We start from the raw sequence: 26,549 nt of genomic DNA on the forward strand, positions 1-26,549 counted from the left end.
AAGGCTGCCCACCTCTGTGTGAAGCGCCGCCAGCGTTAGGCTTGCGGATAGGCCTTGTAGATGGCGTTACCAAACACATCTTCTGCGGCCTCATGCACCCCTTCTGCGATGGTGGGGTGGCCGTGAATGGTGTGGATGATGTCTTCGATGGTGGCGGCTTTCTTGATGGCCAAGGCCCCTTCGTGGATCATGTCGCTGGCTCTGGGGCCGAGGATGTGCATGCCCAGCACCCGGTTGGTGGCCGCATCCACCACGAACTTCACGGTCCCGGTTTGCTGCACTATCATGGTCTTGGCATTGCCCGCCAGGGAGGTCTGGCCGATCTTGACCTCACCACGCTGCCGCGCCGCCTGCTCGGACAGACCCACGGTGGCAAACTCCGGGCTGGTGTAGACACAGGCGGGAACCGTGGCCGGATCAAACAGCTCGTGGTTGCCCTTGACCAGGTTCTTGGCCGCCACTATGCCCTGCTCCATCGCCACGTGGGCCAGCATATAGCCCCCGGTGCAATCCCCCACGGCGTAGATGTGAGGCACGTTGGTCTGCATGTAACCGTTCACCACGATGGCGCCACGCTCGGTGGTCACGCCGGTCTTTTCCAGGCCAAAGCCGCTCAGGTTGGGCCGTCTGCCCACGGCCATCAGCACCAGATCCGCCGGCACGGTTTCGGCACCCTGCTCGGTGGCAAAACACACATCGACCCCGGTCGTCGTCTTGCTGATGGCAGACACCTTGGCGTTGACACAGACGCGGATCCCTTCGGTCCGCAGGATATCGGCCAGTTCGTTGGACAGCTCGTCATCCATGTGGGACAGGATCTTGTGGTGCGCCTCTATGATGGACACCTCGGCGCCCAGGCGATGCATCAGCTGGGCAAATTCCACGCCGATGACGCCACCACCAATCACCACCAACTTCGCCGGCACCTCGGTCAGGGACAGGGCCTCGTTGCTGGTGATGACCTGCGGCAGATCGGTCCCGGCGATGGGCAGGCTGGCCGGCACGGAGCCGGTGGCCAGCACCAGCTTGTCGAAATCGATGATCTGTTCGCTGCCATCGGCTTGGATCAGCTTGGCCTGCTTGTCAGACAACAGCTCTGCCGTGCCATACAGCACCTCGACGCCCTTGCTGGCCACCAGACCGTTCACCCCTTCGGTGATGCCGTTGATGATGGCATTCTTGCGTTCTTGCAGGCGGGTCAGATCGACGGACGCCGCCCCCACATCGATCCCCAGCACGGCCGCATGCTGGATCTCGTGCAGGACATCTGTGGTGTGCAGCAGGGTCTTGGTCGGGATGCAGCCCTGGTGCAAACAGGTCCCACCCAGCTTGTACTGTTCGATCACGATGGCGCGACCACCCAGTTCCACCGCCTTGATTGCCGCCACGTGCCCACCGGGACCACCACCAATTACCAGAATATCTGTCTTCATTTGTTGCCTCATCTAGCCATTAATCTAATGAATAATAGAATAGCGGCAGGTTAAAGGAATGCCTGGCGTCTTTTCTTGTCATTGATCAACAAATCATGGGAAGCCGCCGTCCCCTGGATGACCGACATCACACGGTCAGACATACAGCGTCTAGACCCAGTGACTGACCCACAAGGCCGCGCCGTAGAGCGCCAGGGCGTAGACCCCGTGGGCCACCAGCAGATAGACCAGCATGGCACCCTGATTAGGCAGTTTCGCCCCCATGAAACCGGCACCCAGCCCCGGCATCAGTATCATCAGGCCGGCCAGGGTGCTGACCACCACCCCTATGATAAACACCGGCAAGGCGGTGGGCGCCTGCACAAATGCCGTACCCCAGCACAAGAGGATCAGCACCGCATACCCCATGCCCACCAGATAGTGGAAGCCCCAGCCCAGGGCCCGCTCGCCGACGCTGGGGGCGGAGGGGTCATCGCCCCGCAGCACCCAATGGCCGGCCCGCAGGCCCGTCAGCCAGCGGCCCACCATGCCCCAGTTGGTGGGCGGCAATCCCGTCACCCGCTCTACCAGGATCACCCAGATATCCAATGCCACTGTGGATAACACGCCTGTTACCAGGCAAAACCAGATCACCTCTTTCATTAACTCTCCTATTAACACTTAATCGACTAACGCTTAATCGACCGTCCCCTGTGCCTCATTTGGCGACTCAGGTGTCGGCCACCATAGCTGCATCAACAGCTCGGCACTGCGATGCAGCTGCTCTGCGTCGATCCCATCACGCGCCTGCACCGCCACCCCCTTGAGAAAGGTGTCCAGCACCAGCGTCAGTGCCGCGCCATCGGTATCGGCCGGCAGCTCACCCGCCGCCTGGCCGTCCCGCACGCACTCGGCGATCGCCTCCCGGGTCAGGCGCCGGGCCTCGGCCACCTCCTTGGCCACGGCGCCGTTGCCGCCGAAGCAGTTGAGGCCCGACAGCACCGCCATGCAACCACTGGGCTTGTCCGGCGCAGTCTGCACCCGGATCGCCCGGTGCAGCAGGCTGCACATGGCGTCGCGATGACTCAGATCCGGCTGGCGCAGGCAGTCGGTCAGCTCACCGCAGGTGCGCATGTACAGGGCGAGGCACTCGCTAAACAGCGCCTCTTTGGAACCAAAGGCCGCATAGAAACTCGCGGCTGACAGATCCCCCAGGGCGGCCCGCAAATCGGCCAGGGTGGTGGGTTCAAAGCCACGGGCCCAGAACAGCTTCATCGCCTGCTCCACGGCCGCATCGCGGTCGAAAGTTCTGGGCCGTCCGGTACGCGCCATCGCCGACACTCCTGATGAGAAAAACGAATTATAGATTAACCAATCCATAATTTATTGACAACGAATCCCCTTGGGTTAACTTATAGAACGATCATTCCATAAATAACTCTGGTACCCAAACCCATGACGTCATCTCTCAACGGGCAACCCCCCAGCAAGCACATCCCCCTTGGCCTGCTGGCCCTGGCCATCGCCGCCCTGGCCATTGGCATGGCCGAATTTGTGGTGGTCGGCATACTGCCCACCATAGCCCAGGACATGCAGGTCCCCCTGCCCTCAGCCGGCCTCATCGTCAGCATCTATGCGCTGGCCGTCGCGGTGGCTGCCCCTATCTTGACCACCCTGACCGGCCGACTTGACCGCCGCCGGCTCGCCGCCGGATTGATGGCCGTGTTCGTGGTGGCCAACCTGGTGGCCTACTTCGCCCAGGACTTCACCACCCTGTTGACGTCCCGCGTGCTGGCCGGCGCGGTGCAAGGGGTCTTCTATTCCATGGCGACCATAGTGGCCGCCAGCCTGGTGCCCAAAGAGCGGGCCGGCGAAGCCATCGCCATCATGTTTTCCGGGCTCACCATCGCCCTGGTATCCGGCGTCCCCCTGGGCAGTTTCCTCAGTGAGGCCTTCGGCTGGCGCAGCGCCTTCTTGCTGGTCTCCGGCGTCGGCGGGCTGGCCGCACTGGCCATACTGCTGGGGCTGCCCAAGCACAGCGAACGACCGGCGGCGGCCCGGATCCGCGACCAGCTCAAGGTGGTCCTGGTGCCCCGCCTGCTGCTGATCTTCGCCATCACCTGTATCGGCTACGGCGGCGCCTTCATCGCCTTTACCTTTCTGTCGGAGATCCTGCAGCGGGTCACCGGCTTCAGCCTCAACCAAGTGGGTCTGGTGCTGGTGTTGTATGGCCTGGCGGTGACCGTCGGCAACATGTGGTGCGCCAAACTGGCCGACCGTAAGGGCAGCGTACCGACCCTGTTCGGGATCCTGGCCATCCTGACCGCTGTGCTGGCTGTGCTGGATCGGGTCGCGCCCCATCCCTATGCCATGGTGCCCGTCGTCATGCTGTGGGGCGCGGTCGCCTTCGGCTCCATCCCAGTGCTGCAACTCTACATAGTCCAGCAGGCCAAGCGGTTGGCCCCGGCCTCGCTGGATGCCGCATCAAGCATGAATATTTCGGCCTTTAACGCCGGGATTGCCCTCGGTGCCTGGGCCGGCGGCGAGGTGGTGCTGAGCTCCGGCGTCATGGCCACCGGGCCCGTTGCCGCCGGCGTGGTCGCCATCAGCCTGGTACTGGTGCTGGTGAGTGGCTGGCTGGACCGCCGCGATTGTGCGGCCGAACGCGCGCGCTTTGGTGGCCGCTGCGCCGATGACGCCGCAGCCCCTGTCTAATCATCCCCCGGAACCAAGGAGTTCATATGACTACCAACCTCACCGAAAGCAATATTGACAGCGCCGTGCTGCAAGCCCCCGGCACCCATGTCATCCGCTTCTGGGCCAGCTGGTGCAAGCCCTGCACCATGATACTGCCCCTCTATCTGGCGATCGCCGAGGAGCTCAAGGACCAGGCGCACTTCGCCGAAGTCGACATCGATCAGCAGGGGCCGCTGGCCGCCCGCTTCGGCATTCGCTCCATCCCGACCATAGTGATCGTCAAGGAGGGTCAGGCGGTGGACGGCAATGTCGGCCTGATGGACAAGGGCCGGTTGCGCGAACTGGTGACGAGGAATCTGGCATGAGCGCTCATCCCATCCACCATCCCCTGATCATCCTGGGCTCCGGCCCGGCAGGCAGGAGCGCGGCCATCTATGCCGCACGGGCCAATCTCAAGCCCGTGGTGATCACCGGGCTGCAACTGGGTGGCCAATTGATGACCACCACAGAGATCGACAACTGGCCCGGCGAGGAGCATGGCCTGCAGGGGCCCGGCCTGATGGCGCGCATGCAGTCCCATGCCGAGCGCTTCGCCACCCAGGTGGTGTTCGATCATATCCATCAGGTGGAACTGGCGGAGCGCCCCTTTATCCTGCGGGGCGATAGTGGCAGTTACAGCTGCGATGCCCTGATCATTGCCACCGGCGCCTCGGCCAAGTACCTTGGCCTGCCGTCCGAAGAGGCCTTCAAGGGGCGCGGCGTCTCGGCGTGCGCCACCTGTGACGGCTTCTTCTACCAGGGGCAGGATGTGGTGGTGGGTGGCGGCAACACCGCCGTGGAGGAAGCCCTCTATCTGTCCAACATAGCGCGCCACGTCTATCTGGTGCACAGGCGCGACAGCCTGCGGGCGGAAAAAATCATGCAGGATCAACTGTTTGATCGCGTGAGCCAAGGCAAGATTATCCCCGTCTGGCACCACACGGTGCAGGAGATACTGGGGGACGAGCAGGGGGTGACCGGCATCCGCCTGAGTTCGGTGCTCGACGGTAGCCAGCAGGAGATCCAGGCCCAGGGGGTCTTCATCGCCATCGGTCACCAACCCAATACATCACTGTTCGACCAGCAGTTGGCCATGAACCATGGCTACCTGACCATCCAATCCGGCCTGGCCGGTAATGTCACCGCCACCTCTGTTCCCGGTGTGTTTGCCACCGGCGATGTGGCCGACCAGCACTACCGCCAGGCCATCACCTCGGCGGGGTTTGGTTGCATGGCCGCGCTGGACGCCGAACGCTTTTTGGCTAGCCCCCGCTAAGGGGCCGTCGCCCTTGCACTATGACCAACGCATCGTCCTTATCAACAACAGGAGTAGCAACACAATGGCAACCAATAGCATCAAGCTGGATCTGACCTGGCAGCAGGGTTTCGCCGGTACAGGGGAAATCCGTGGCCACGACTTTAACGTGCCCATCAGCATCCCGGCCGAACTGGGCGGCAGTGGCCAGGGTTCGAACCCGAAGCAGCTGCTCGCCTCCTCGGCGGCCGCCTGCTTCATCGCCACCCTGACGGCCATCCTGGACAATCGCAAGCTGCCGGTGCAACAGCTGAACGTCGCCACCCAGGCCGACGAAGTGGAGAAGGTGCTGCAGATCCGCCACACCGCCAACATCGCCCTAGCCCCGACCGCCAGCACCGAACAAGTTGCCAGCCTGGCCGGCTTGGTGGCCCGCGCCGACAAGGTTTGCCTGATCGGCAATATCCTCCGCCAAGGCGGCGTCCTGATCGAAGCAAGCCTGGCCCAATAAACCCGGCGGCGCAGGCCGACTGGCAGCGAGGGCCTTTTCAGCGCCGCCTGAAAGGCGCTTCCAATTGCCGGTCTGGCTTGACGCGGCCTATCCCTGGCCCGCGCCCTGCGTACGGCCGCAGGCCCCGAACCAGGTCCACCCATCACCAGATAAAACAAAAACCCCCTGTCTTGCGACAGGGGGTTTTTGTTTTATATGGCGGTGAGGGAGGGATTCGAACCCTCGTTTTTTCACAAAAACGCCACATAAATCCTTTAAATTCAATAGCTTACAATGAAATTAAACCATTAAAACACGAAGTGATTGTTCCATTTCATTGCCAACCAATATAGGTAAATATCCAATATTGTCAATATGGTAGTGATTGATATGATTTTTTATATTTTTCGACAGAATGGCGCCCGGCAAGCGACGGCATATGAATCATTTCCAAGCTCTGGCGTCAGCACGCTACTTGTCGCCACTCCGGGTCTCGCGCATCCACTGCTCCACTTGGGTTGAGATAGCCTTACAAGCTAGACAGTATGGATCCACTCACAATGTATGGACGGTGCTGCTTCAGCTCAACATGAATCTCGTATGAACCTCCGATAAGGCCCCAGCAAGAACTGGTAAATCAGCAGGTACTGTTTTGGCACAGGACCGCACCGACTGTTCTTCTTGATCAAATCTAGGGCTGGATGTGCATAATACCTCTTTTTCTAAGCTGCCTGTTCGGCAGTCCACGATCAGACCCGCGAACAGGTGCTGGGTCTGCCTTTCTAAGCTGCCTGTTCGGCAGTCCACCGCCCTTTCTGTTGATCAGCGCGCAAAAATGACCAGGTTTCCGGGGTTTTCAGCGTCCAATTTTGACCACCCCGGAGTGTGTGCAACCATCCGGTTTTTGGACCGGAGAACCTGGGGTGTTAATCATGGAAACCGTGCTGAAAATACGGCGCATGCATCAGGTGGACGGCCAGTCCATCAATGCCATCGTCAAAGTTACAGGCCTCTCCCGCAATACCGTTCGCAAGTACCTTCGCCAACCTCCGTCCGAGCCGCCTAAGTACCGGCGGCAGCAACCTGCCAAGCCTAAGCTGGGCGAATTCGAGCCGACACTGGCCCAGTGGCTGGATCTCGATGCCCAGCGACCCAAGCGGCAACGCCGCTGCGCCAAGCAGCTCTTCGAAGACCTGCAGCGATTGGGCTACCAGGGCGCCTACGACAGCGTGCAGCGCTTCGTCCGTGACCACAAAAAGCAGCCCGTCAAGACGGCGGCCTTTGTTCCCCTGACGTTCGCAGCCGGCGAGGCCTATCAGTTTGACTGGAGCGAGGAGGAGGTGGAGATTGGCGGCGTGGTGCAACGGGTGAAGGCGGCCCACTTTCGTCTCATCCACAGCCGCCAGCCCTTCGTCATGGTGTTTCCCCGCGAGACCCAGGAGATGGTGTTTGCTGCCCACGATGCGGCGTTTCACTACTGGGGTGGTGTGCCACGTCAGGGTATTTATGACAACCTCAAGACCTGCGTCGACCAGGTGCTCGACGGCAAGGAGCGCCGTTTCAATCCCCGCTTCCTGGCCTTGATGAGCCACTATGTCATCGAGCCGGTGGCCTGCACGCCGGCATCGGGCTGGGAGAAAGGCCAAGTCGAGAAGCAGGTCCAGGACGTGCGTCGGCGCTGCTTCACCCCCAGACGCAAGGTCGACAGCCTAACCGAACTCAACCGCCGCCTCATCCAGGAGCTGGAGCAGGCGGCACAGACACGCCCGCATCCGGACGACCCGTCCCACACGGTGTGGCAGCGCTTCGAGCTGGAGCGGACCGCCCTGCGCCCCCTGGCATCCCGCTTCAATGGCTATGTGGAGCGGGAGCTGCGCGTCGACAGTACCTGTCTCATCCACTTCGACCGCAACACCTACAGTGTCGACAGCCGTTACGCACATCGGCACGTTACCGCCAGGGTCTTCGCCGACCGGCTCCAGGTGTACGCCCAGAGCGAGCTCATCGCCGACCATCCCCGTCAGTTTGGTCGGGACAAGACCCAGTATGACCCCTGGCACTACCTCGACCTGCTCGAGCACAAGCCCGGCGCTCTGCGCCACGGTGCCCCCTTCAAGGAGTGGACGCTGCCGCCAGCATTGAGCCGCTTGCAGCAGCAACTGATGGCCCGCAAGGGCGGTGCCGGGACATGGTCAAGCTGCTGTTGGCCGCCCGGCAGGACGGACTCGACCTGTTGGAGCAGGCCTGCCGGCAGGTACTCCAACTGGGCGGCAGCTCGGCCGAGCTGGTGCTCAACCAGCTGCAGCGGCTACGCCGCCCCGTCGAGGCGCCGGTGGTCCATGCCCAGGTGCTGCCACTGACTCGCCCACCAGAGGCCAACTGCCAGCGCTATGACCGCCTGTTGCCGGGAGGTCAGCATGTCAGCCGATGAGATCTACCAACGCCTGCAGGGGCTGAAACTGTTCGGCATGGCCGCCCTATGCGGACGAACTGCTGGGACATCGGGAGCGGCCCCTGCCACCACCGGAGCAGTGGCTCAGACGGATGATCGAAGCCGAAGAGTCCGAGCGTCAATGCCGCTCGATCCGCTACCAGATGGGCATTGCCAAATTCCCGCTGGCCCGGGATCTGGACAGCTTCGACGCGCGCGACACACCGGTGAGCCCCGAGCAGTTGTCTGCGCTGGATCGGGATGACTTCCTGGCACAGAAGCGTAACCTGTTGCTGATCGGCGGGACCGGCACGGGGAAAACTCACCTAGCCATCGCCTTGGGGCGCAACGCCGTGCGTCGGGGCAAGCGGGTGCGCTTCTACGGCGTGGTGGATCTGGTCAACCAGTTGGAGCAGGAGAAGGCGGCCGGCAAAGTCGGACAACTGGCCAACCGACTGGTCAATGTCGATGCCGTGATCCTGGACGAACTAGGCTATCTGCCGTTTGCCGAAAGCGGTGGCGCCCTGCTGTTTCATCTCATCAGCAAGCTGTATGAGCGTACCAGCCTGATCCTGACCACCAACCTGACCTTCAGCGAATGGGGCAAGGTGTTTACGGACGAGAAGATGACCACGGCGATGCTGGATCGGATCACCCATCATTGCGAGATCATCGAGACCGGAAACGACTCCTACCGCTTCAAACAGAGGATGAAATCAGCCAGTTAACCCGGGTCAATTTTGGACGCTGATCCCTGGTCATTTTTCGATGCTGATTGACACCCTTTCCGTTATGGCAATATCCGAGCAGATTTCTAAGCTGCCTGTTCGGCAGTCCACTCCACGATTACAGCATTACTCGTGAGTGTTGCTTTCTAAGCTGCCTGTTCGGCAGTCCACTCGGCAATCAGGGCTTGCTGGCTGGCCGGGATTTTCTAAGCTGCCTGTTCGGCAGTCCACATTACTTGTGCAAATCATCCTATGCATCATTATTTCTAAGCTGCCTGTTCGGCAGTCCACCTACAGCAACACCGTATGATTGTGGACCCTTCTTTCTAAGCTGCCTGTTCGGCAGTCCACGAAGAAAGCGAACAACTCCAACATCTCCGCAATTTCTAAGCTGCCTGTTCGGCAGTCCACAGGGCGGTGACCGCCAGCTGGCGCTGGGTGTCTTTCTAAGCTGCCTGTTCGGCAGTCCACATCGGCAGCCATCACGGCCCGGACGTTACTGCTTTCTAAGCTGCCTGTTCGGCAGTCCACGGGGCATTAATACCGCGCTTGGGATAGTTGTTTTTCTAAGCTGCCTGTTCGGCAGTCCACGTGGACAAGGTGGGGCAGGGTTTTCGCTGCCTTTTCTAAGCTGCCTGTTCGGCAGTCCACAAAACCAAGCTGACCCAGGCACTGGGCGATGCTTTCTAAGCTGCCTGTTCGGCAGTCCACATGGCCGGGCCGGGAGGCGGGTATCTCTGGTTTTTCTAAGCTGCCTGTTCGGCAGTCCACCATGATCCCGGCCCAGCTGACGTGCAGGGCTCTTTCTAAGCTGCCTGTTCGGCAGTCCACGTCATTCAGGTCAACAAGAGTGCTCACGCGAATTTCTAAGCTGCCTGTTCGGCAGTCCACGCCATATTCACACCATCAAAGGCGGCTTCATCTTTCTAAGCTGCCTGTTCGGCAGTCCACACCCTGCAAACCCTGGAGGGGGGTCGGTCCGTTTCTAAGCTGCCTGTTCGGCAGTCCACTGGTGTGCTGAGATTGCTGGTGCGACTGGAGATTTCTAAGCTGCCTGTTCGGCAGTCCACCTGCGGAGGATGTGGTCGACGAGGACGATTTTTTTCTAAGCTGCCTGTTCGGCAGTCCACATAGTGTTCCCACCCCGCCGGCACGTTCACTTTTTCTAAGCTGCCTGTTCGGCAGTCCACTTTTGATGCTTTCTCGTCTGCCTTTGCTCAGCTTTCTAAGCTGCCTGTTCGGCAGTCCACTGGATCAACATCAGTGGCATAGGCGGCGCGACTTTCTAAGCTGCCTGTTCGGCTGTCCACAGGGGGCAAGCCCCCTTTACCCCCGGCCCCAGTTTCTAAGCTGCCTGTTCGGCAGTCCACCCTACGCAATAACGCACAGCCAACAGATCTGTTTTCTAAGCTGCCTGTTCGGCAGTCCACCCCTGGAGCGGTACCGAGCCCTTACCGGTCTTTTTCTAAGCTGCCTGTTCGGCAGTCCACGGGCGTTATGCAGATGCTAACGTTGTGTCACTTTTCTAAGCTGCCTGTTCGGCAGTCCACGGGGGTTTGTGATGTGACCGGCCAATATAGCTTTTCTAAGCTGCCTGTTCGGCAGTCCACAAGGTCTCCCTGATTGCCCTGGTGGTGGAGTCTTTCTAAGCTGCCTGTTCGGCAGTCCACTGTGCCTGAGTCCATCATGGTGACCAAGGGGCTTTCTAAGCTGCCAGTTCGGCAGTCCACTGGGCGCCCAGCAGCACGGCGCGGTCGATGGTTTTCTAAGCTGCCTGTTCGGCAGTCCACATGTGGAATTTTCTTGCGTGAAAGGCACCGATTTTCTAAGCTGCCTGTTCGGCAGTCCACGTGACCGCATCAGCGGTGGCGCACATCAGCATTTTCTAAGCTGCCTGTTCGGCAGTCCACGCCCTGCAGCACCAATGCCGTTGGAGTTGATTTTTCTAAGCTGCCTGTTCGGCAGTCCACTTTCAAGCCGCTGCGGCTGACGAGGGGGGTGTTTTCTAAGCTGCCTGTTCGGCAGTCCACCGGCGCCGATTACGACCAGCAGGCCGACGCGTTTTCTAAGCTGCCTGTTCGGCAGTCCACTACGTTTGTGGTCGCGTGGCCGGGTTCACTCTTTTCTAAGCTGCCTGTTCGGCAGTCCACATTGATGTTGGCGATGTAGCACTGAGCATCAGTTTCTAAGCTGCCTGTTCGGCAGTCCACTGTTACAGATGCCAGTCACATACTTGATGCAAAAAGGGTTTTCTGCAATATCAGCCAAAAACCCTTTATTTTTCACTGATGCTAACTCATTGAATTTACACAACTGAAGTCATTGCCATAAATAAAGGGTTAGAACCAGGGCACCGTACTCCCATCCTTGCTAAGCCCATAACTGGTAAACCCACCCTCAACCGGCTCAAATCGCACTTGTTGGCGGATGAAGATCTTGATGACCTGTTGCGAACTATGGCTGCGCACCACAATGAACGGGAGATCCAACCGACGGTCATGATCTCCCGGGATACGTGAAACCACTTCCGTCTCATTAAGCCAACCCTTGCGGATTGAGCGCAAACGACGATTATGCACACTTTTGCGCTGTACTCGCTGGACGGTGCAGAATTGAACGTTTGCCGGGATGGGCCGTACCGGCTGCATCTGTATAAACATCAGCAGACTGTACCGCCAATTGCCGCCAATCACCGCCTTCAGATCAGTTTCAGTTCCGTGCAGACGTAAGCAGTCTCCAGGCGTCAGCGCCATTTTTGGGAAGCACAAACCAACCCGATTGGGCATATTTTCTGACAGCCACACATGTAGCTTGTAAAACAAGGTGCCCATCATCTGGTTCACGCCAACGTCGGCATCCGATCTGATTGTTACATCAACGTAGTGGTCCATAGTTAGTCCGCTTCTTTGGCTGATTTGGCATCACTTTTAGACTCATCCTTTTCGCCAAACACGCCGCCACGGATGAGCACCGCAAGCAAAAACAAAGCTTCAGGGATCAGGTCATCATGCGGCTCGGCCAGCTTATTGGTCAGCCCTGAAAGGGTAGATAGGCGCAGGAGATCGAATGCGCTTTTGCCGGTTTTAAAGTCGCGATAGTAGACGTTGTCTTCCAGATTGGCACCGTTGGGTTCTACAGCGATCGGCTTGATGTTTTCGCCTTCGGCATATTCGATATCAATGGTGCGAATGGCATTACCGATCTTTTGATCTCGAAGGGCGGCGATCCCCATAGGGATCATGTCGCTAAAGGTCAGAACATCCTTGTTATTAGTGATGCTGTGCAATTCCTTGAGGCCAATCGGCTCCAGCTTGTACAGAGGACGCGCAAATCCTTTGGGCTTGCCGCTAACATAAACCTGAGATGGATAAACCTCGAAAGCTCCTGGCTGACCGAAGCCAACAGTTGCCTCAACAGTGATTTTGCTTCCCGGTTGTCGTCCTTGCACCAGCTGGCCTTTTATCACCTCAGCCAATTTGATTTCGTTTTCGGTGTAGTCACTGAACCCTTTTTCAAACAGCTCGAAAGGCTCATTGCCGCTGACTTTAGCTTCAAAACTGCCACTGCGTACTTCGATGGTCAGATCTTGTGCGAGCGTCAAATTCCGCCACAGGAAAGTTCCACTGAAAATGCGGCGAGCATAACGGCGGCAGATTTCCGTCAATTCTCGACTATTCTTACCTGCTTCAATGAAGGCATTGATCTGTTTCGCAATCTCCTGGGTATCGCATGCGGATACTGCCTGAATAAGCGGACTGATCATGATTTGAAATTTCACATGGAGCCCAATGGCATCCGGTGCGGTTTTTGCCGATTCAGTGACCTGAATTTGCGCTACCTCATCCTTCTGCTTGGCTACGTTTTGAGTACCACGAATGCCATGGCGAATAACCTGGATCGGCTGCAATTTGCCGTTTTCCAATTTACTGCTCATTACACCATCGGACATGGTCATCCGGCGAGTGACTGACAATACTGCTGCCATTTCTGCCCCACTAGACTTCGCTGATTTTTTCGCCGCCATGTTACACCTCACTTCTGCTGAATTAAAAATGTTGTTTTGTCTTGTGACCAACCATAGGTCCACAGGACATCATTCGGGTCAATTACCAATTTTGCATCATCATCGAACTCTTCATCTTCAACCTCATCGAATGACTCATATTCATACTCATCGTCATCGATATATTCATCACCGGGCTCCAAGGTTGCTTCCTGGCCAAGTTCGCTCTCATTTTCAGGTGGATTATTCTTTACTCTAAACGAACTCAGGTGTCGCAACTGAATTAGCCCAACAACCGCTTCCGCAAACGCATGCCCAACAACAGTTATGCCTGATTTGCCCTGCGGCTGGGGGACCCGAATACCGCGACACGTATTGCTCTTGTCGGTTAGCAAGGAATAGCCAACAGCAACAGGGCAGAAATAACCACTATCCCGGCGATTAAACAAGGCATCTACAATGTGTAGCCCTTCCTCCAGGCTTGATTGCACTTGATGGCTCGCATCAAGCACAAAAAAACCAGGCCGAAGACGGGACAGCAAATCATCCCAGCTCTCAAAAGTTTCCACTGCCGACCAGCCTGTAATGTTTCCACCTGCCAACCGCGCATTTGCCAATACAGTTTCAATGCTCTCTTTTGTGGCGTACTTCTCGTCAAAGTAGAGAATTATGGAGAACGCACCTGATGCATTTACATTGGCTTGGTATGCCATGCCTGATGGGCCAGTCGCACTACTAGCATACCCACCGCCGTGGTCTGACCGTCCTGAGTCAACCATGAACGCACAGGCGCCGCGCTTACTGGAAAAGGAGGTGCTTATTTTGCCGTCAGCATTGAAATGTTCACATTCCACTGCGGCCTGATGCAAAACCAACCCAACGTGACTCACTGGCGCCGAGAGCTTGGCACCTATTGCATGCCCCAGCATAATTGCCGCATGCAGTGGCAATGGAGCCACAATGTCCTTTGTTTGTTGCGCATTAAAGTGCTCAACCCGCACTACTGAAATCAATGCATACATAATCTCAACCCCAGATAAGTGTCAGGCGATCGCTAATCAGCTCAGGAACCCAGCGCATAAATTGGTTCTTGTCTTTAACTGACAGACCAAGAGATACATCATTTTTTTTCTCTGCGTGGAATCGAGCCGCATCTAGCGCGCTATAACAACTCTCGGCAATAGCCTCAGGAAGTTTGAAAAAGTTAATATCACTTTCATCGCTAGAATCATCACACAACAGGAACTCTCGTATGACGGTCTTGTCGGCCTCAAGCTGAGGAAGTGATTCTGCGCCGGATTTAGATTTCCTCAATGCTGCCACACATTCCTTTTTCATTTGGCCCAGTTGATTAAGAATGCCTAGAATAATCCGCGTCAGTTCTTTTTCCTCAGCCGAAGCATTATTGCTAACCCTCGCTTCGTAAAGTGCCAGCAGGGATTGCCGAGTTATGAAAGGAGAAAAAGGCTTCATCTGCGCTCGCTTTAACGTAACAAATTCAACGTTAACAGACGGGAGATCAAACATTAGAGCTTTGTTTGGGATATCTCCAATAACCTTGTCTTGTGCAATCGCACTTTGAGTTTTTCGAATTGCGGTAAAATTACCGATGGCCGTAGCTGAATAGCCGTAACGCATGTCTTTAGCAAAAGACTTTTTAAGGTCAACACGGGCGTGAATGCGAGCTGACAACCCCATAGAGGTTAACGGCGTCACTGACAAATAATCACTTTCACCGCCCCCGACAGGAAGCAGCAACTGCTTCAGTCTCGGATCGATGCTGTATTCTTTTGGCGCAACGCCTTCGCGCAAGAGTTCATCTGTCGCAGCGCGAATAGCCTGCGCCGTCTCCGGCTCTCCGCAATCGCTACCCTCATTCAATATTTTCAATACGGGGCCGACCAGCGCACCGACGTTAGCAATCTGATCAAGTGGCAAATCGTCGCCACATACCATCAGCTGCCCGGATGTCAAATAGGGGCCAACTGCCGCATGCTCTGATGGGAGGATAACGCCGACAACGGCAGCAGCCGTGTGAGTCGGCTTGGCGGTAAAGTGTCCCAGGTTGTTCAGCGCGGCGGCAACTCGATGCTTAACGCTGTCTATTGAGGCCTCATCCTGGTTTCCACATACCTCGCTCACCACCGCATCCACTTCCCAAGGCTGTGCAGTTTTGAGGCTGTCGAGAACGTCCTTTTTGTCATCGAACAATGTCCGAAATTTCAACTGATAGGCAGGATGACTCCAAAGCAACTCGGCAAATGCTCCCACGTAGAGATCTGACAAGGCAGCGAGGAAGCTGTCGGCGCGCATGTCACCCGCCTCACGCAGGGATTTGTCCATTTTTTTTAACTGCGCTTTAGAGTCAGTCTGTGCCCATGCCGCATGAAGTTTGCCAATAGCCATAAGCAGAAACTCAACCATCATCGGCTTGAATTGCGGGTGCTCGAGGATCGCAGCACCTTCATCCTCGCTTGACGCGTCGTTCTCTATTGACGGTTCCCCAAGCCATTTGACCATGATGGCTTGTTGCTCATCACCAGTGAGCTGACAACGCTCACGCCAGACCGCCAGGACCTTTTCGAGGCTCACTTTCGTCATGCCTTACCCCTTTGAAATTGACTTGAGCACAAAATAGCCCGGTGATTAACAGGTACGCAAGATCTTAATTTCATGCTTAAATTGCTCAATCGGATATTATTTCTTATTTCGGTGTTTTGGTTTCTGTATCGGACATTATATGGGGTTTTTTTGTGACTACTAAACAAGAAAAAGACGAAAAAATTCGCGCCCAGGCCGAACGCAGAGGCCTATTCATCCTGCGTCATGCCGCGCTCTATGGTAGTGTCAAAGCAAAAGATGTAAGGGAAGCGTTTGGAGTTGGTCATTCTAGTGCGGCCACCGACCTGCGGAGCGCCGCCGAGAACTGGCCACTTTTTTTTGATGACTTGGGTCGTGCAGGCCTTAAGACAAAGATTTTTGCAGTCACACCGCCCGAGGCGAGAGGTTCTGAACTGCTTAAGCTGATCGGGCAGAGTGCTCGCCCGGAAGATGTCGGGTTTGTTGGCAACATTCCGATAAAGACGTCACTGTCACCCGGTTATGTTTTTACAGGGAACTCAGATGATGGCGTGGTTGAAGTGATCATGCAGGCTATCTTGGACGAACGCGGCATTGATATTTCTTATGTTGGCATGAAAAAGGAGGAAGTCAGGAAAGCCCGCGCCATTTACCCCGTGGGCCTCGAGCTGGCTGGCCGTCAATGGCGGGTGATAGCGCATGACATCGAGGACAAAACCTTAAAGATTTCCTCTGTGGGTAAGACATTTGCGCTCGCTCGGATCTTTGAGGCCAGAGCTAACGCTCGGTATGCGGCCAAGTCTCTGCGCGCCAAAAACGACCTGAGATCCCTACTGCGTTGGGGACTGGATGCAAGATGCAAGGTCACACTTAATCCACACATGACAGCAGATCAAATTGAGGCGGTCACAAGGGAGTTTGGCTTAAAACGGGAGGGCGCCAGCTATGTGGTTAGCCTGCCAGCCCGAGGTATCGAAGAGTTCCGGCGTGACTACTGTGCTACGGACATGAATGCGTTGAAAGACAGCGCTTTGAGTGACTACGTGTATCCCTTCTTTTTAAGTATCGAACTTTTATGACTAACGAACTCACCGCAATCGAATTCAAGGATAGTGTAACCCTGCTGGCGCAATGTGGTGGTCTGCTGCATGACATCGGCAAGCTAACGCGACACTTTCAGGCAAAGCTCACGGCTCAGCAATACATAAAGGATGTCATCAGCCATGAGTGGATTTCGGCCTGGATCATAAAGCACATGCTGGAGTTAGGAGAGGGGATTTCATGGACCTCATTTGTGCAAGCATGGCAGGCGTGGGAGACGGGGGTACAAGCATTCGGAGCGACCCTCAATGGTCTGGAATCGGACCGCTGGCATCCAATTGATGATATTGCTTCCCCTGCCAGTGCACTTTTGATGATAGTAGCAACACATCACCGGCCATTTTCAGCCGACAAGAACCTCCCTACTCAAAAGATGGATCCTCACAAGGTGGCAGGGATGATCTCGCCTTCACCGACTCAAAATCATCTCCGGCCTGAAATGCTCAGCGTCCCGCTTGTAAATGAGGATTGGCACCACTGCAACGGGCTACTAGATAAGAACATCCCCGGCGAAGATTGGAGTGATTTACTGAAGGAGGCCAATGACAACTATCGAAAATTGGAGAAGGGACCAAGCAATAGTCCAGAATACTGGCATAAGGCTGGCTTGGTTGCTCGCGCAGCGCTAATCCTCGCCGATCATCAGATATCCGCCCAAGAGTTCAAGGCAGGTTCAGGTCCCTTTGCCAATACGCGCCATGGCAAACTAAACCAACCACTGTCATGGCATTTGACGGAAGTTGGAAAGCGAGCTGCCGAGATCGCTCCGCATCTTGTCGCCGCTACAGATTTGCCCGCATTGCCTAACACAGTGCGCAATAACTTCTTTGCGATGCAAGCTGACCCTAGCAAACAACGTTTTAAATGGCAGCATACTGGGAGCAGTGGACTCAAAAAGATCGCACAGAAAAGTTGCAATGATGGATATGCACCTCAATTCTTGATCTTCAACACAGCAGGAACCGGCTCAGGGAAAACGCGAGGGAACATGAAGTTTTTGGCTGCATGCCGGGATGAAAACGAGCCGCTACGGATCACTACTGGGCTTAACCTGCGCAGCCTGACCTTACAGACAGCAGACTCCTATCGGAATGAGTTGAACCTGAAGATGGATCAATGTGCCTGCCTCATTGGTGATGCATTAACTCGCGATTTGTATTTCAATGAAAAGCAATCTGATCCTTGTGACGCCGACGCTGTGCTAGAGCATTACTACAGCAGTGTTGGTTGCGACAGTCCTGACTTCTTAGGCGATCTTCCCAAGTGGCTTAAAAACTTGAGCCCGCAGCATAAAAATACTCCGCAAATCTTGATTGCCGCACCGGTATTGGTGGCTACCATGGATTTCCTGGTCGCAGCAGGAGAACCCAATAGGCAAGCCGATCACGCTCATGCGTTATTCCGACTCGCGCATAGCGATCTCATTATCGATGAGGTGGATTCCTATGACCCTCATTCGCTGGTCGCTATATTACGACTTGTGCAACTGGCTGCCATGTTTGGCCGTAATGTGGTGGTATCGTCGGCCACGTTATCACCACTGATCGCTCAATACATTCATTTGGCCTGGCGAAGTGGCACTCAGATCAATAAGGAATCTGGATCACATACTGTCATCTGCCACACCATTCTTATCTCTGATTGCGGGAAGGTGGTTTCTCTTGATGAAACAGGGGACAGCCCGAACTGGTTTGATCGATTTGGCGAGCAGTACCGTGACACCATGAACAACATTTACGCTGAAAAAAAACAAAAACTTCGTCTTGGTCAGATCGTGGATTATGAACCAACATCGCTTACCAAGACCTTACTAACGGTCATAGAGACGGCTCATGTAAATCACTGCTGGGAGATGAAAAAATCCAATGGAAATGGTATCAAGGTTTCCATTGGTGTGGTGAGAATGGCAAACGTTGATCCGTTGATCAAACATGTTGAACTCATGAAGTCAGCATTGCAAAAACACTCCGGGATTCAAATCAGAGTGTGTGCATACCACGGTCGGGAAGTGATGATGCGTCGATACATTAAGGAGCAGGCACTTGATTCATTACTAAAGAGACATGGCGTTCAGGGGGAAACGGCCCCTGGGGCGCATGAGGCCATAAAAGGCATCATTGATCAACTTGATGATCAGATCGAAGATATCGCCTTTGTGGTGTTTGCCTCACCTGTTGAAGAGATAGGGAGAGATCATGATTTTGACTGGGGGATCATAGAACCCAGCAGTCTCCACTCCATCATTCAGCTTGCTGGTCGTATTAACCGGCACCGACTGGTTGATGTGACCAACCCAAACATCTTTATCCTCAACAAAAATATTAAAGCGGCACGCGGAGAAAAACCGAGCTTTACAATGCCTGGGTTTCAGTTCACAGATGAAGCAACCGGAAAAATTCAAACGCACCTCAAGCCAAGCATGACCTACTTGCTGACGAGCACAAAAATCGATAGCAAAAAAATGCGCCCGCTCGACAAAGGTTTCCCAATTGATGCAAGCCTTATATTTTCTGAAAATCATCGCTGTCGCTTTGCGGATGAGGATGATAAAGGAATTGAATCCACACTGGGAAAAGTTGTAGCTCACTTTTCTTCTGACAATAAATACTGGGCTTGTGACTGGCTCTATCTGCGCTATCCTTTGCGCGATAGTAATCAGAATGCCACTTGGAGAGCCTTAGTTAACGAACACAGTAATGGCTATAAGCTGGAGCTTTTTGAACCTAACAACAATAGGCATTGGACTGATAAGAGTTGCAACAAACATGAATATGAATGTGATGATATGTGCTGGCTTTCGCCCTCGTTACTTGATGCCACAAAAAAAATGAGAGCAATCCTTGAGGTAACTTATCACGATGCCCCTGAGAGGATCGATGCGGCGCTGAAGGAGACAAGTCAGTTCGGCACAGGGAAGGATAAGACTACCGAAGACATTCAGATCACTTGGGCAGGTGTAAAATCATAGATTGAATCGCGGCCATGACAAGGTGATACAACCCTACCGGTCCAAGGACAACAACTTGGCAGCTCTTCTGGTCGCCCTACTCTCTTGCTTTGCATCGTATTCTTCCGCCAGAGGCGGGCATGCTGGTCAAAATGGGCTGCGCAACCACCGATGCTCCCTATTTGTTGAATCCGTTCGCCACGGCGAACGAACGTACCCACTAGGGGGCTTGCAAATACTGGCGTTGATAAGCCACCAATAACGAGGATCGTTGTACCTGTCACCGATCTCGCCCTTAGATATGACGCCCCACTTCTGTTGGCGGTCTATCCATTGTGTTTGGCCATTATGGTGAAGTGTCAATCAGCATCGAAAAATGACCAGGGATCAGCGTCCAAAATTGACCCGGGTTAACTGGCTGATTTCATCCTCTGTTTGAAGCGGTAGGAGTCGTTTCCGGTCTCGATGATCTCGCAATGATGGGTGATCCGATCCAGCATCGCCGTGGTCATCTTCTCGTCCGTAAACACCTTGCCCCATTCGCTGAAGGTCAGGTTGGTGGTCAGGATCAGGCTGGTACGCTCATACAGCTTGCTGATGAGATGAAACAGCAGGGCGCCACCGCTTTCGGCAAACGGCAGATAGCCTAGTTCGTCCAGGATCACGGCATCGACATTGACCAGTCGGTTGGCCAGTTGTCCGACTTTGCCGGCCGCCTTCTCCTGCTCCAACTGGTTGACCAGATCCACCACGCCGTAGAAGCGCACCCGCTTGCCCCGACGCACGGCGTTGCGCCCCAAGGCGATGGCTAGGTGAGTTTTCCCCGTGCCGGTCCCGCCGATCAGCAACAGGTTACGCTTCTGTGCCAGGAAGTCATCCCGATCCAGCGCAGACAACTGCTCGGGGCTCACCGGTGTGTCGCGCGCGTCGAAGCTGTCCAGATCCCGGGCCAGCGGGAATTTGGCAATGCCCATCTGGTAGCGGATCGAGCGGCATTGACGCTCGGACTCTTCGGCTTCGATCATCCGTCTGAGCCACTGCTCCGGTGGTGGCAGGGGCCGCTCCCGATGTCCCAGCAGTTCGTCCGCATAGGGCGGCCATGCCGAACAGTTTCAGCCCCTGCAGGCGTTGGTAGATCTCATCGGCTGACATGCTGACCTCCCGGCAACAGGCGGTCATAGCGCTGGCAGTTGGCCTCTGGTGGGCGAGTCAGTGGCAGCACCTGGGCATGGACCACCGGCGCCTCGACGGGGCGGCGTAGCCGCTGCAGCTGGTTGAGCACCAGCTCGGCCGAGCTGCCGCCCAGTTGGAGTACCTGCCGGCAGGCCTGCTCCAACAGGTCGAGTCCGTCCTGCCGGGCGGCCAACAGCAGCTTGACCATGTCCCGGCACCGCCCTTGCGGGCCATCAGTTGCTGCTGCAAGCGGCTCAATGCTGGCGGCAGCGTCCACTCCTTGAAGGGGGCACCGTGGCGCAGAGCGCCGGGCTTGTGCTCGAGCAGGTCGAGGTAGTGCCAGGGGTCATACTGGGTCTTGTCCCGACCAAACTGACGGGGATGGTCGGCGATGAGCTCGCTCTGGGCGTACACCTGGAGCCGGTCGGCGAAGACCCTGGCGGTAACGTGCCGATGTGCGTAACGGCTGTCGACACTGTAGGTGTTGCGGTCGAAGTGGATGAGACAGGTACTGTCGACGCGCAGCTCCCGCTCCACATAGCCATTGAAGCGGGATGCCAGGGGGCGCAGGGCGGTCCGCTCCAGCTCGAAGCGCTGCCACACCGTGTGGGACGGGTCGTCCGGATGCGGGCGTGTCTGTGCCGCCTGCTCCAGCTCCTGGATGAGGCGGCGGTTGAGTTCGGTTAGGCTGTCTGTAGTGGTCTAATCATCCCGGACACCATTTTAGGTGGTAAAGTCGCCACCGTAACCCGAGGTGTTCAATGACAAGACAACGTCGTTCATTTACTGCTGAGTTCAAACTCGAAGCGGCGAGCTTGGTGCTCGAACATGGCTATTCCGTGCCCGATGCTTCCCGCTCACTCGGTGTCGGTGAAACCGCACTCCGTCGATGGGTTCAACAGCTGCAATCCGAACGGAATGGTTCCACACCGGCCAGCAAGGCGCTGACGCCAGAGCAGCAAAAAATCCAGGAGCTGGAGGCGCGGATCAACCGACTTGAACGCGAAAAAGCGATCCTAAAAAAGGCTACAGCTCTCTTGATGGCGGACGATCTCGAACGTACGCGCTGATCGAGCGATTAAGAGAGCATGAGTCTACCGAACTGGTCTGTTCTGTGTTTGATATCGCAAGCTCATCTTTTTATGAGTATTTGGCGCGTAAGGGCCATGTAAATCGTGAACGGCTGCAGCACAGAAGTGAAGTGCGGCGCTTGTTCAAGGAAAGTCGGGGCTCTGCTGGTAGCCGAACCCTGATGTTGAGGCTGCGTGAGTTGGGACACCAAATTGGTCGATTCAAGGTGCGTAGCCTGATGAAGGAAGCGGGTTTGGTATCGAAGCAGCCCGGCTCTCATGCCTATAAAGCGGCGCAGTGTGAACGACCGGACATCCCGAATTTATTGGCACGTGAGTTTGCTGTTGCGCAACCAAACCGCGCCTGGTGCGGTGATATCACCTACGTCTGGGCCGGTGGCCGCTGGTATTACTTGGCGGTGGTACTCGATCTCTGTACTCGGCGGGTGATTGGTTGGGCGCTGTCCGATAAGCCGGATGCCGACTTGGCCGTGAAAGCCCTGGATATGGCTTATCAGCAACGAGGCTGTCCGCCGGGAGTGCTGTTTCACAGCGATCAGGGTAGCCAGTATGCCAGTCGGAAATTTCGGCAACGGCTGTGGCGTTATCGGATAACCCAGAGCATGAGCCGACGAGGCAACTGCTGGGATAACGCCCCCATGGAGCGGGTATTCAGAAGTTTAAAGACAGAATGGATCCCTGAGACGGGATACCAGAAACTCCAGGAAGCAAAACGGGACATCAGCTACTACCTGATGGACTACTACAACTGGCGGCGACCCCATCAACATAACGATGGGCTCCCGCCAGCAGAAGCCGAAAATCGGCTTAACAGAGTGTCCGGATTTAGTTGACCACTACAGTCGACCTTGCGTCTGGGGGTGAAGCAGCGCCGACGCACGTCCTGGACCTGCTTCTCGACTTGGCCTTTCTCCCAGCCCGATGCCGGCGTGCAGGCCACCGGCTCGATGACATAGTGGCTCATCAAGGCCAGGAAGCGGGGATTGAAACGGCGCTCCTTGCCGTCGAGCACCTGGTCGACGCAGGTCTTGAGGTTGTCATAAATACCCTGACGTGGCACACCACCCCAGTAGTGAAACGCCGCATCGTGGGCAGCAAACACCATCTCCTGGGTCTCGCGGGGAAACACCATGACGAAGGGCTGGCGGCTGTGGATGAGACGAAAGTGGGCCGCCTTCACCCGTTGCACCACGCCGCCAATCTCCACCTCCTCCTCGCTCCAGTCAAACTGATAGGCCTCGCCGGCTGCGAACGTCAGGGGAACAAAGGCCGCCGTCTTGACGGGCTGCTTTTTGTGGTCACGGACGAAGCGCTGCACGCTGTCGTAGGCGCCCTGGTAGCCCAATCGCTGCAGGTCTTCGAAGAGCTGCTTGGCGCAGCGGCGTTGCCGCTTGGGTCGCTGGGCATCGAGATCCAGCCACTGGGCCAGTGTCGGCTCGAATTCGCCCAGCTTAGGCTTGGCAGGTTGCTGCCGCCGGTACTTAGGCGGCTCGGACGGAGGTTGGCGAAGGTACTTGCGAACGGTATTGCGGGAGAGGCCTGTAACTTTGACGATGGCATTGATGGACTGGCCGTCCACCTGATGCATGCGCCGTATTTTCAGCACGGTTTCCATGATTAACACCCCAGGTTCTCCGGTCCAAAAACCGGATGGTTGCACACACTCCGGGGTGGTCAAAATTGGACGCTGAAAACCCCGGAAACCTGGTCATTTTTGCGCGCTGATCAACACCCTTCCCCTTCGTTGCTGATCCGCAGACACATCACGCCCTGGACGCTCACCACATCCTGGCACCTAAGCTGGCAGATCTCCGAAGGCCGGGCACCGCTGTGCAACAACAGCAGCGGGATCCAGTAATCCTCTTGCTGACTGCCTGTGCTGGGTTGCCTGAACTTCTCTGAGGTAAACAACCGTTTCAGCTCATGGGACTGCCAGCGCGTGCGCGGCGTTGGCTTGCGGTTCTTGATGGTGATCTGTTCGAACGGATCCCGGCTCAGGTACTCCATCTTCACCGCATGACCGAACATCTGCGCACAGGCTGCCTTGTACTCCTGAACCGTCTTGTCCTTGAGGCCGTGCGCCGTAAGCGCACGAACAAACCCATCGGCTTGCTTGTATTTGATGCTGCTGACCCGACAATCGGCCCCTAATGCCGTTACCAGCGCCTCCGTGCGGGTCTTGAGCTGTTTGACGGAGCGTAGCGTGATGCCATCACTGGCCTTGCGAGCAATAAACTCTGCCTGGAGCTGGCCCAGAGTCAGTGAAGCTGTAGACGGTCTAGCTGTCGGTGATTTGTGGGAGTCAGCAGGGATAGGCGGCGTTACGGCGGCAGTGACCAGCTCGGGAACAGCAAAGCCGTTGGCCTTGTAGGTGTCGATCTGCTGCCGGATCCAGGCCAGGAAGCCTGCATGGGTCAATTCGGCAGGTGCACAGGCGATGCAATCACGCACCACGGCAGCGAGCCGCAAATTGCGATCTATGGCGATGGGACGTTGTTTGGTAGCTAGCGAAGTGCGGATGGCGAACGGCATTCCACGGTCACGCAACGCCTTGGGAAGGGGGATGCGCGTGTAGTAAGTACCTGATGAATTTTTGCTCAAATACATGTTGTCCTACCCGATTGATCCAGTAGAATTTCATGTAAGCCTCAAAAAGCAAAAAACCCTTTGAGAATCAAAGGGTTATAGATGGCGGTGAGGGAGGGATTCGAACCCTCGGGATTCATCACTCTTACCTTGTGAATCAACCAGTTATGGCTAATAACTGGTAAGATCGTGGCATGATATCGTGACACTGTCAAACACTGAAAAACAATCGTCCCCTATTATCGTTGAGCCATAATTTGGTCTGAGATAGACACATATGGGCTCCGCTGATATGCTTCTTTATGGTGCCCACCTTACTTGCACACGAGTAAAAAAAGGCTTTGCTTCATTGTCATTGAAAACTTCTCTTTGAGCCTCGTCGTTGGGGGTCTTAAACGTGTGCGCCTGCCCCTGATACGACGTTGCTATAAGGAAAGTTAACAATGAAAATCAAAGAACTCGCATACTCTGCACAACAACACCTCCAGACTCGCACTGGCACCCAGTTCAAACGCGCACATATCTACGAGTTGCTGGCCGCAGCCTTCGGCTTCAACTCCTATGCTGCACTCAGCGCAGAAGCTGTTTTCACCAAGCATTCGCCGACCAGTCGGCATGTGCCACTCTACGATGGCCATATCAAGCTCCGTTGCATCGAAATCGGATACCCACTAGATACAGCCGTAAAAGTGGCCTCTATCCTGGCTGCACAGATTGCCGAGCAAGGGATCGGTATCGTCAGGCTTGATGATTTGATTGCTCAACTGCTCTATGGCTCAGGGCTCGAGGAGTGGCCGAATGATGGAAAGCATGAAGATTGGGATGACAAAGAAGAACCGTGGGTTAATCAAGAAGAGCAGATATCCCCACTGCTGCTCGATTGTCTCAACGTCGCAGCAAGCAGAAACCACGCCGACGCTCACTACGCATTAGCTCTGATCCATGCCCCAGCATATGATGATTTTGATGGTCATGAGGTCGGCAGTGACTACTGGTATAGGCAAGCTCAGGATGGCCGAGAACTAACTGGAGTGGAAAAGGAGTGGGCCGACGCCTATGCGGCCAAGTTGGCGCAGGATGAAAAATTCATGCACCACCTCCGAGAGGCGGCGAATCAGGGTCACCCAGAGGCGCTTCTCGAACTGGCTGATCGATTTAACGATCCAACTTTCTTTGAACGGCACCCATTGTCAGTGAACGTGAATCCTTCTCGCGTAGCGGAGATCGCCGAGCGCATGGGGCGGCACCAAGATACGAGAAGGTGGCTGACAGAGGCAGCGAACTCAGGTGACACCGAGGCCATGCGCCAACTTATAGAGGAGTACGACCGAGGGGACCTGCCGCGATGCTGGACTTGGGTCTACCTCGCGAAACTACTGGGTACAGACCTTACCCAAGATGAATATATAGCCATTCATGAAGACGGAACACCATACGACGATGATATCGGTGGACCAATGTATGCGTCTGGACGAGATGGCGTCCAACTAAGCTCAATTAGTGCGCAGCAAGAAGCTAAGGCTCGACGTGGCGCCCTAGAAATCTTCGCGAAGATCCAGAACATCTAACGCTTTGTGACATCTATTTTTTATGCGACCGAAGAGTGATCCTCGGTCGCCTTCTTTACCGGAATCGACCACCCTCGCCATTAACAGCAAAATTGTCGTCAGCATCAGCGACGGTAGCCTCTAATCGCCAGCTGAATACCATCTCTTCTATACATCCAGCCATTCAGCGGGTCTGGGCGGCAGCCCAGGCAGGTCCAGGGTGGCAACCCTGGCAAGGCCTCCGGTCTGCGTCAGCAGAACACCATACAAGGAGCGTTAGCGAATGTACGGTGTAGGAGTGACCTTGCTGTTACGCTTTTGCGCAGCAAATTCCCTCCCCTGTACTGCCAGCTACATGCTATTGCCGTTTATCCAAGCCAAAACCACCATTTCCGCTTGGCTAATGACGTTTAGCCAATCCATGGATATGGTTCATCACAATGGGAAGTAACGGGATGTAGCTGCACAG

Annotated in this window: 19 protein-coding genes, 1 tRNA gene, 3 pseudogenes and 1 CRISPR repeat array; of the genes and pseudogenes, 10 read left to right on the plus strand and 13 right to left on the minus strand. The window is 55.8% G+C overall.

Annotation, left to right across the window (positions count from 1 at the left end; all coding sequences use genetic code 11):
• Positions 1–35: 35 nt before the first annotated feature.
• The 3 genes from lpdA to ABHF91_RS09660 all read right to left on the minus strand — a co-directional run bounded on the left by lpdA (position 36) and on the right by ABHF91_RS09660 (position 2,744).
• Entirely contained in the window at positions 36–1,433 is a 1,398-nt protein-coding gene (gene lpdA / locus ABHF91_RS09650; RefSeq protein ID WP_409420091.1) for a dihydrolipoyl dehydrogenase, read from the minus strand.
• Between the two features lie 150 nt (positions 1,434–1,583).
• Entirely contained in the window at positions 1,584–2,075 is a 492-nt protein-coding gene (locus ABHF91_RS09655) for a DUF2938 family protein (protein ID WP_409420092.1), read from the minus strand.
• A 33-nt stretch (positions 2,076–2,108) separates the two neighbouring features.
• Positions 2,109–2,744, minus strand: a complete 636-nt coding sequence (locus ABHF91_RS09660; RefSeq protein ID WP_409420093.1) for a TetR/AcrR family transcriptional regulator — start codon at positions 2,742–2,744, stop codon at positions 2,109–2,111.
• A 123-nt stretch (positions 2,745–2,867) separates the two neighbouring features.
• Here ABHF91_RS09660 and ABHF91_RS09665 point away from each other — a divergent pair, with 123 nt between their 5' ends.
• The 4 genes from ABHF91_RS09665 (at position 2,868) to ABHF91_RS09680 (ending at position 5,914) form a co-directional block, all read left to right on the plus strand.
• On the plus strand, positions 2,868–4,127 hold the full coding sequence (locus ABHF91_RS09665) for an MFS transporter (RefSeq protein WP_409420094.1): 1,260 nt from the start codon (positions 2,868–2,870) through the stop codon (positions 4,125–4,127).
• Between the two features lie 26 nt (positions 4,128–4,153).
• Positions 4,154–4,474 carry a thioredoxin family protein gene (locus ABHF91_RS09670; RefSeq protein ID WP_409420095.1) on the plus strand — a complete coding sequence of 107 codons (321 nt, stop codon included), beginning with the start codon at positions 4,154–4,156 and terminating at the stop codon, positions 4,472–4,474.
• Positions 4,471–5,424, plus strand: a complete 954-nt coding sequence (trxB, locus tag ABHF91_RS09675) for a thioredoxin-disulfide reductase (protein ID WP_409420096.1) — start codon at positions 4,471–4,473, stop codon at positions 5,422–5,424. The genes ABHF91_RS09670 and trxB overlap by 4 nt, the downstream gene beginning before the upstream one ends.
• A 64-nt stretch (positions 5,425–5,488) precedes the next feature.
• Complete coding sequence (locus ABHF91_RS09680) at positions 5,489–5,914, plus strand: OsmC family protein (RefSeq protein ID WP_409420097.1); 426 nt, start codon at positions 5,489–5,491, stop codon at positions 5,912–5,914.
• Between the two features lie 196 nt (positions 5,915–6,110).
• On the opposite strand, the gene ABHF91_RS09685 is transcribed toward ABHF91_RS09680, so the two are convergent.
• A tRNA-OTHER gene (locus ABHF91_RS09685) sits at positions 6,111–6,210 on the minus strand.
• 615 nt (positions 6,211–6,825) lie between these two features.
• Between ABHF91_RS09685 and istA (ABHF91_RS09690) the strand changes: the two genes are divergently transcribed.
• Both istA (ABHF91_RS09690) and istB (ABHF91_RS09695) read left to right on the plus strand, forming a co-directional pair.
• Entirely contained in the window at positions 6,826–8,253 is a 1,428-nt protein-coding gene (gene istA, locus ABHF91_RS09690) for an IS21 family transposase (protein ID WP_409420098.1), read from the plus strand.
• A gap of 57 nt (positions 8,254–8,310) precedes the next feature.
• Positions 8,311–9,052 (plus strand): annotated as a pseudogene (gene istB, locus ABHF91_RS09695) (IS21-like element helper ATPase IstB).
• Positions 9,053–9,135: 83 nt separating this feature from the next.
• A CRISPR array of direct repeats spans positions 9,136–11,262; the repeat unit is 28 nt; unit sequence TTTCTAAGCTGCCTGTTCGGCAGTCCAC.
• 129 nt (positions 11,263–11,391) lie between these two features.
• On the opposite strand, the gene cas6f reads toward istB (ABHF91_RS09695), so the two are convergent.
• Genes cas6f through ABHF91_RS09715 form a run of 4 tightly spaced genes read right to left on the minus strand, consistent with a single transcriptional unit; the run spans position 11,392 to position 15,656 of the window.
• Complete coding sequence (gene cas6f / locus ABHF91_RS09700) at positions 11,392–11,943, minus strand: type I-F CRISPR-associated endoribonuclease Cas6/Csy4 (protein ID WP_409420099.1); 552 nt, start codon at positions 11,941–11,943, stop codon at positions 11,392–11,394.
• Positions 11,944–11,945: 2 nt separating this feature from the next.
• A complete protein-coding gene (csy3, locus tag ABHF91_RS09705; protein ID WP_409420100.1) occupies positions 11,946–13,076 on the minus strand; it encodes a type I-F CRISPR-associated protein Csy3 in 1,131 nt (376 codons plus the stop codon).
• A gap of 8 nt (positions 13,077–13,084) precedes the next feature.
• Positions 13,085–14,077: a hypothetical protein gene (locus ABHF91_RS09710; protein WP_409420101.1), complete on the minus strand. Its 993-nt coding sequence runs from the start codon at positions 14,075–14,077 to the stop codon at positions 13,085–13,087.
• Between the two features lie 4 nt (positions 14,078–14,081).
• Positions 14,082–15,656, minus strand: coding sequence for a hypothetical protein (locus tag ABHF91_RS09715; RefSeq protein ID WP_409420102.1), 1,575 nt, complete (start codon positions 15,654–15,656; stop codon positions 14,082–14,084).
• Positions 15,657–15,808: 152 nt separating this feature from the next.
• Here ABHF91_RS09715 and ABHF91_RS09720 point away from each other — a divergent pair, with 152 nt between their 5' ends.
• A complete protein-coding gene (locus tag ABHF91_RS09720; protein WP_409420103.1) occupies positions 15,809–16,714 on the plus strand; it encodes a WYL domain-containing protein in 906 nt (301 codons plus the stop codon).
• On the plus strand, positions 16,711–19,704 hold the full coding sequence (locus tag ABHF91_RS09725; protein WP_409420104.1) for a hypothetical protein: 2,994 nt from the start codon (positions 16,711–16,713) through the stop codon (positions 19,702–19,704). Before ABHF91_RS09720 ends, ABHF91_RS09725 begins: the two co-directional genes overlap by 4 nt.
• 389 nt (positions 19,705–20,093) lie before the next feature.
• On the opposite strand, the pseudogene istB (ABHF91_RS09730) reads toward ABHF91_RS09725, so the two are convergent.
• From istB (ABHF91_RS09730) to ABHF91_RS09740, 3 genes and pseudogenes are all read right to left on the minus strand, one after another.
• Positions 20,094–20,835 (minus strand): annotated as a pseudogene (gene istB, locus ABHF91_RS09730) (IS21-like element helper ATPase IstB).
• Entirely contained in the window at positions 20,822–21,064 is a 243-nt protein-coding gene (locus ABHF91_RS09735; RefSeq protein ID WP_409423150.1) for a hypothetical protein, read from the minus strand. Before ABHF91_RS09735 ends, istB (ABHF91_RS09730) begins: the two are co-directional and overlap by 14 nt.
• A 197-nt stretch (positions 21,065–21,261) precedes the next feature.
• Positions 21,262–21,459, minus strand: a pseudogene (locus tag ABHF91_RS09740) (Mu transposase domain-containing protein); the annotation flags it as partial.
• A gap of 158 nt (positions 21,460–21,617) precedes the next feature.
• Here ABHF91_RS09740 and ABHF91_RS09745 point away from each other — a divergent pair.
• A protein-coding gene (locus ABHF91_RS09745) for an IS3 family transposase (RefSeq protein WP_409420050.1) occupies positions 21,618–22,780 on the plus strand; the annotation gives its coding sequence in 2 pieces (ribosomal slippage) (positions 21,618–21,873 and positions 21,873–22,780; 1,164 coding nt in all).
• Here the strand turns inward: ABHF91_RS09745 and istA (ABHF91_RS09750) are convergent.
• Complete coding sequence (gene istA / locus ABHF91_RS09750; RefSeq protein WP_409420105.1) at positions 22,711–23,562, minus strand: IS21 family transposase; 852 nt, start codon at positions 23,560–23,562, stop codon at positions 22,711–22,713. The genes ABHF91_RS09745 and istA (ABHF91_RS09750) overlap by 70 nt on opposite strands.
• A gap of 110 nt (positions 23,563–23,672) precedes the next feature.
• On the minus strand, positions 23,673–24,554 hold the full coding sequence (locus ABHF91_RS09755; RefSeq protein ID WP_409420106.1) for a hypothetical protein: 882 nt from the start codon (positions 24,552–24,554) through the stop codon (positions 23,673–23,675).
• Between the two features lie 422 nt (positions 24,555–24,976).
• Between ABHF91_RS09755 and ABHF91_RS09760 the strand changes: the two genes are divergently transcribed.
• The gene (locus tag ABHF91_RS09760) at positions 24,977–26,101 is read left to right on the plus strand and encodes a hypothetical protein (protein WP_409420107.1); all 1,125 of its coding nucleotides are present in this window, start codon (positions 24,977–24,979) and stop codon (positions 26,099–26,101) included.
• Positions 26,102–26,549: the final 448 nt, after the last annotated feature.

It is taken from the genome of Pseudaeromonas aegiceratis, from assembly GCF_046254905.1.
GTDB lineage: Bacteria > Pseudomonadota > Gammaproteobacteria > Enterobacterales > Aeromonadaceae > Pseudaeromonas > Pseudaeromonas aegiceratis.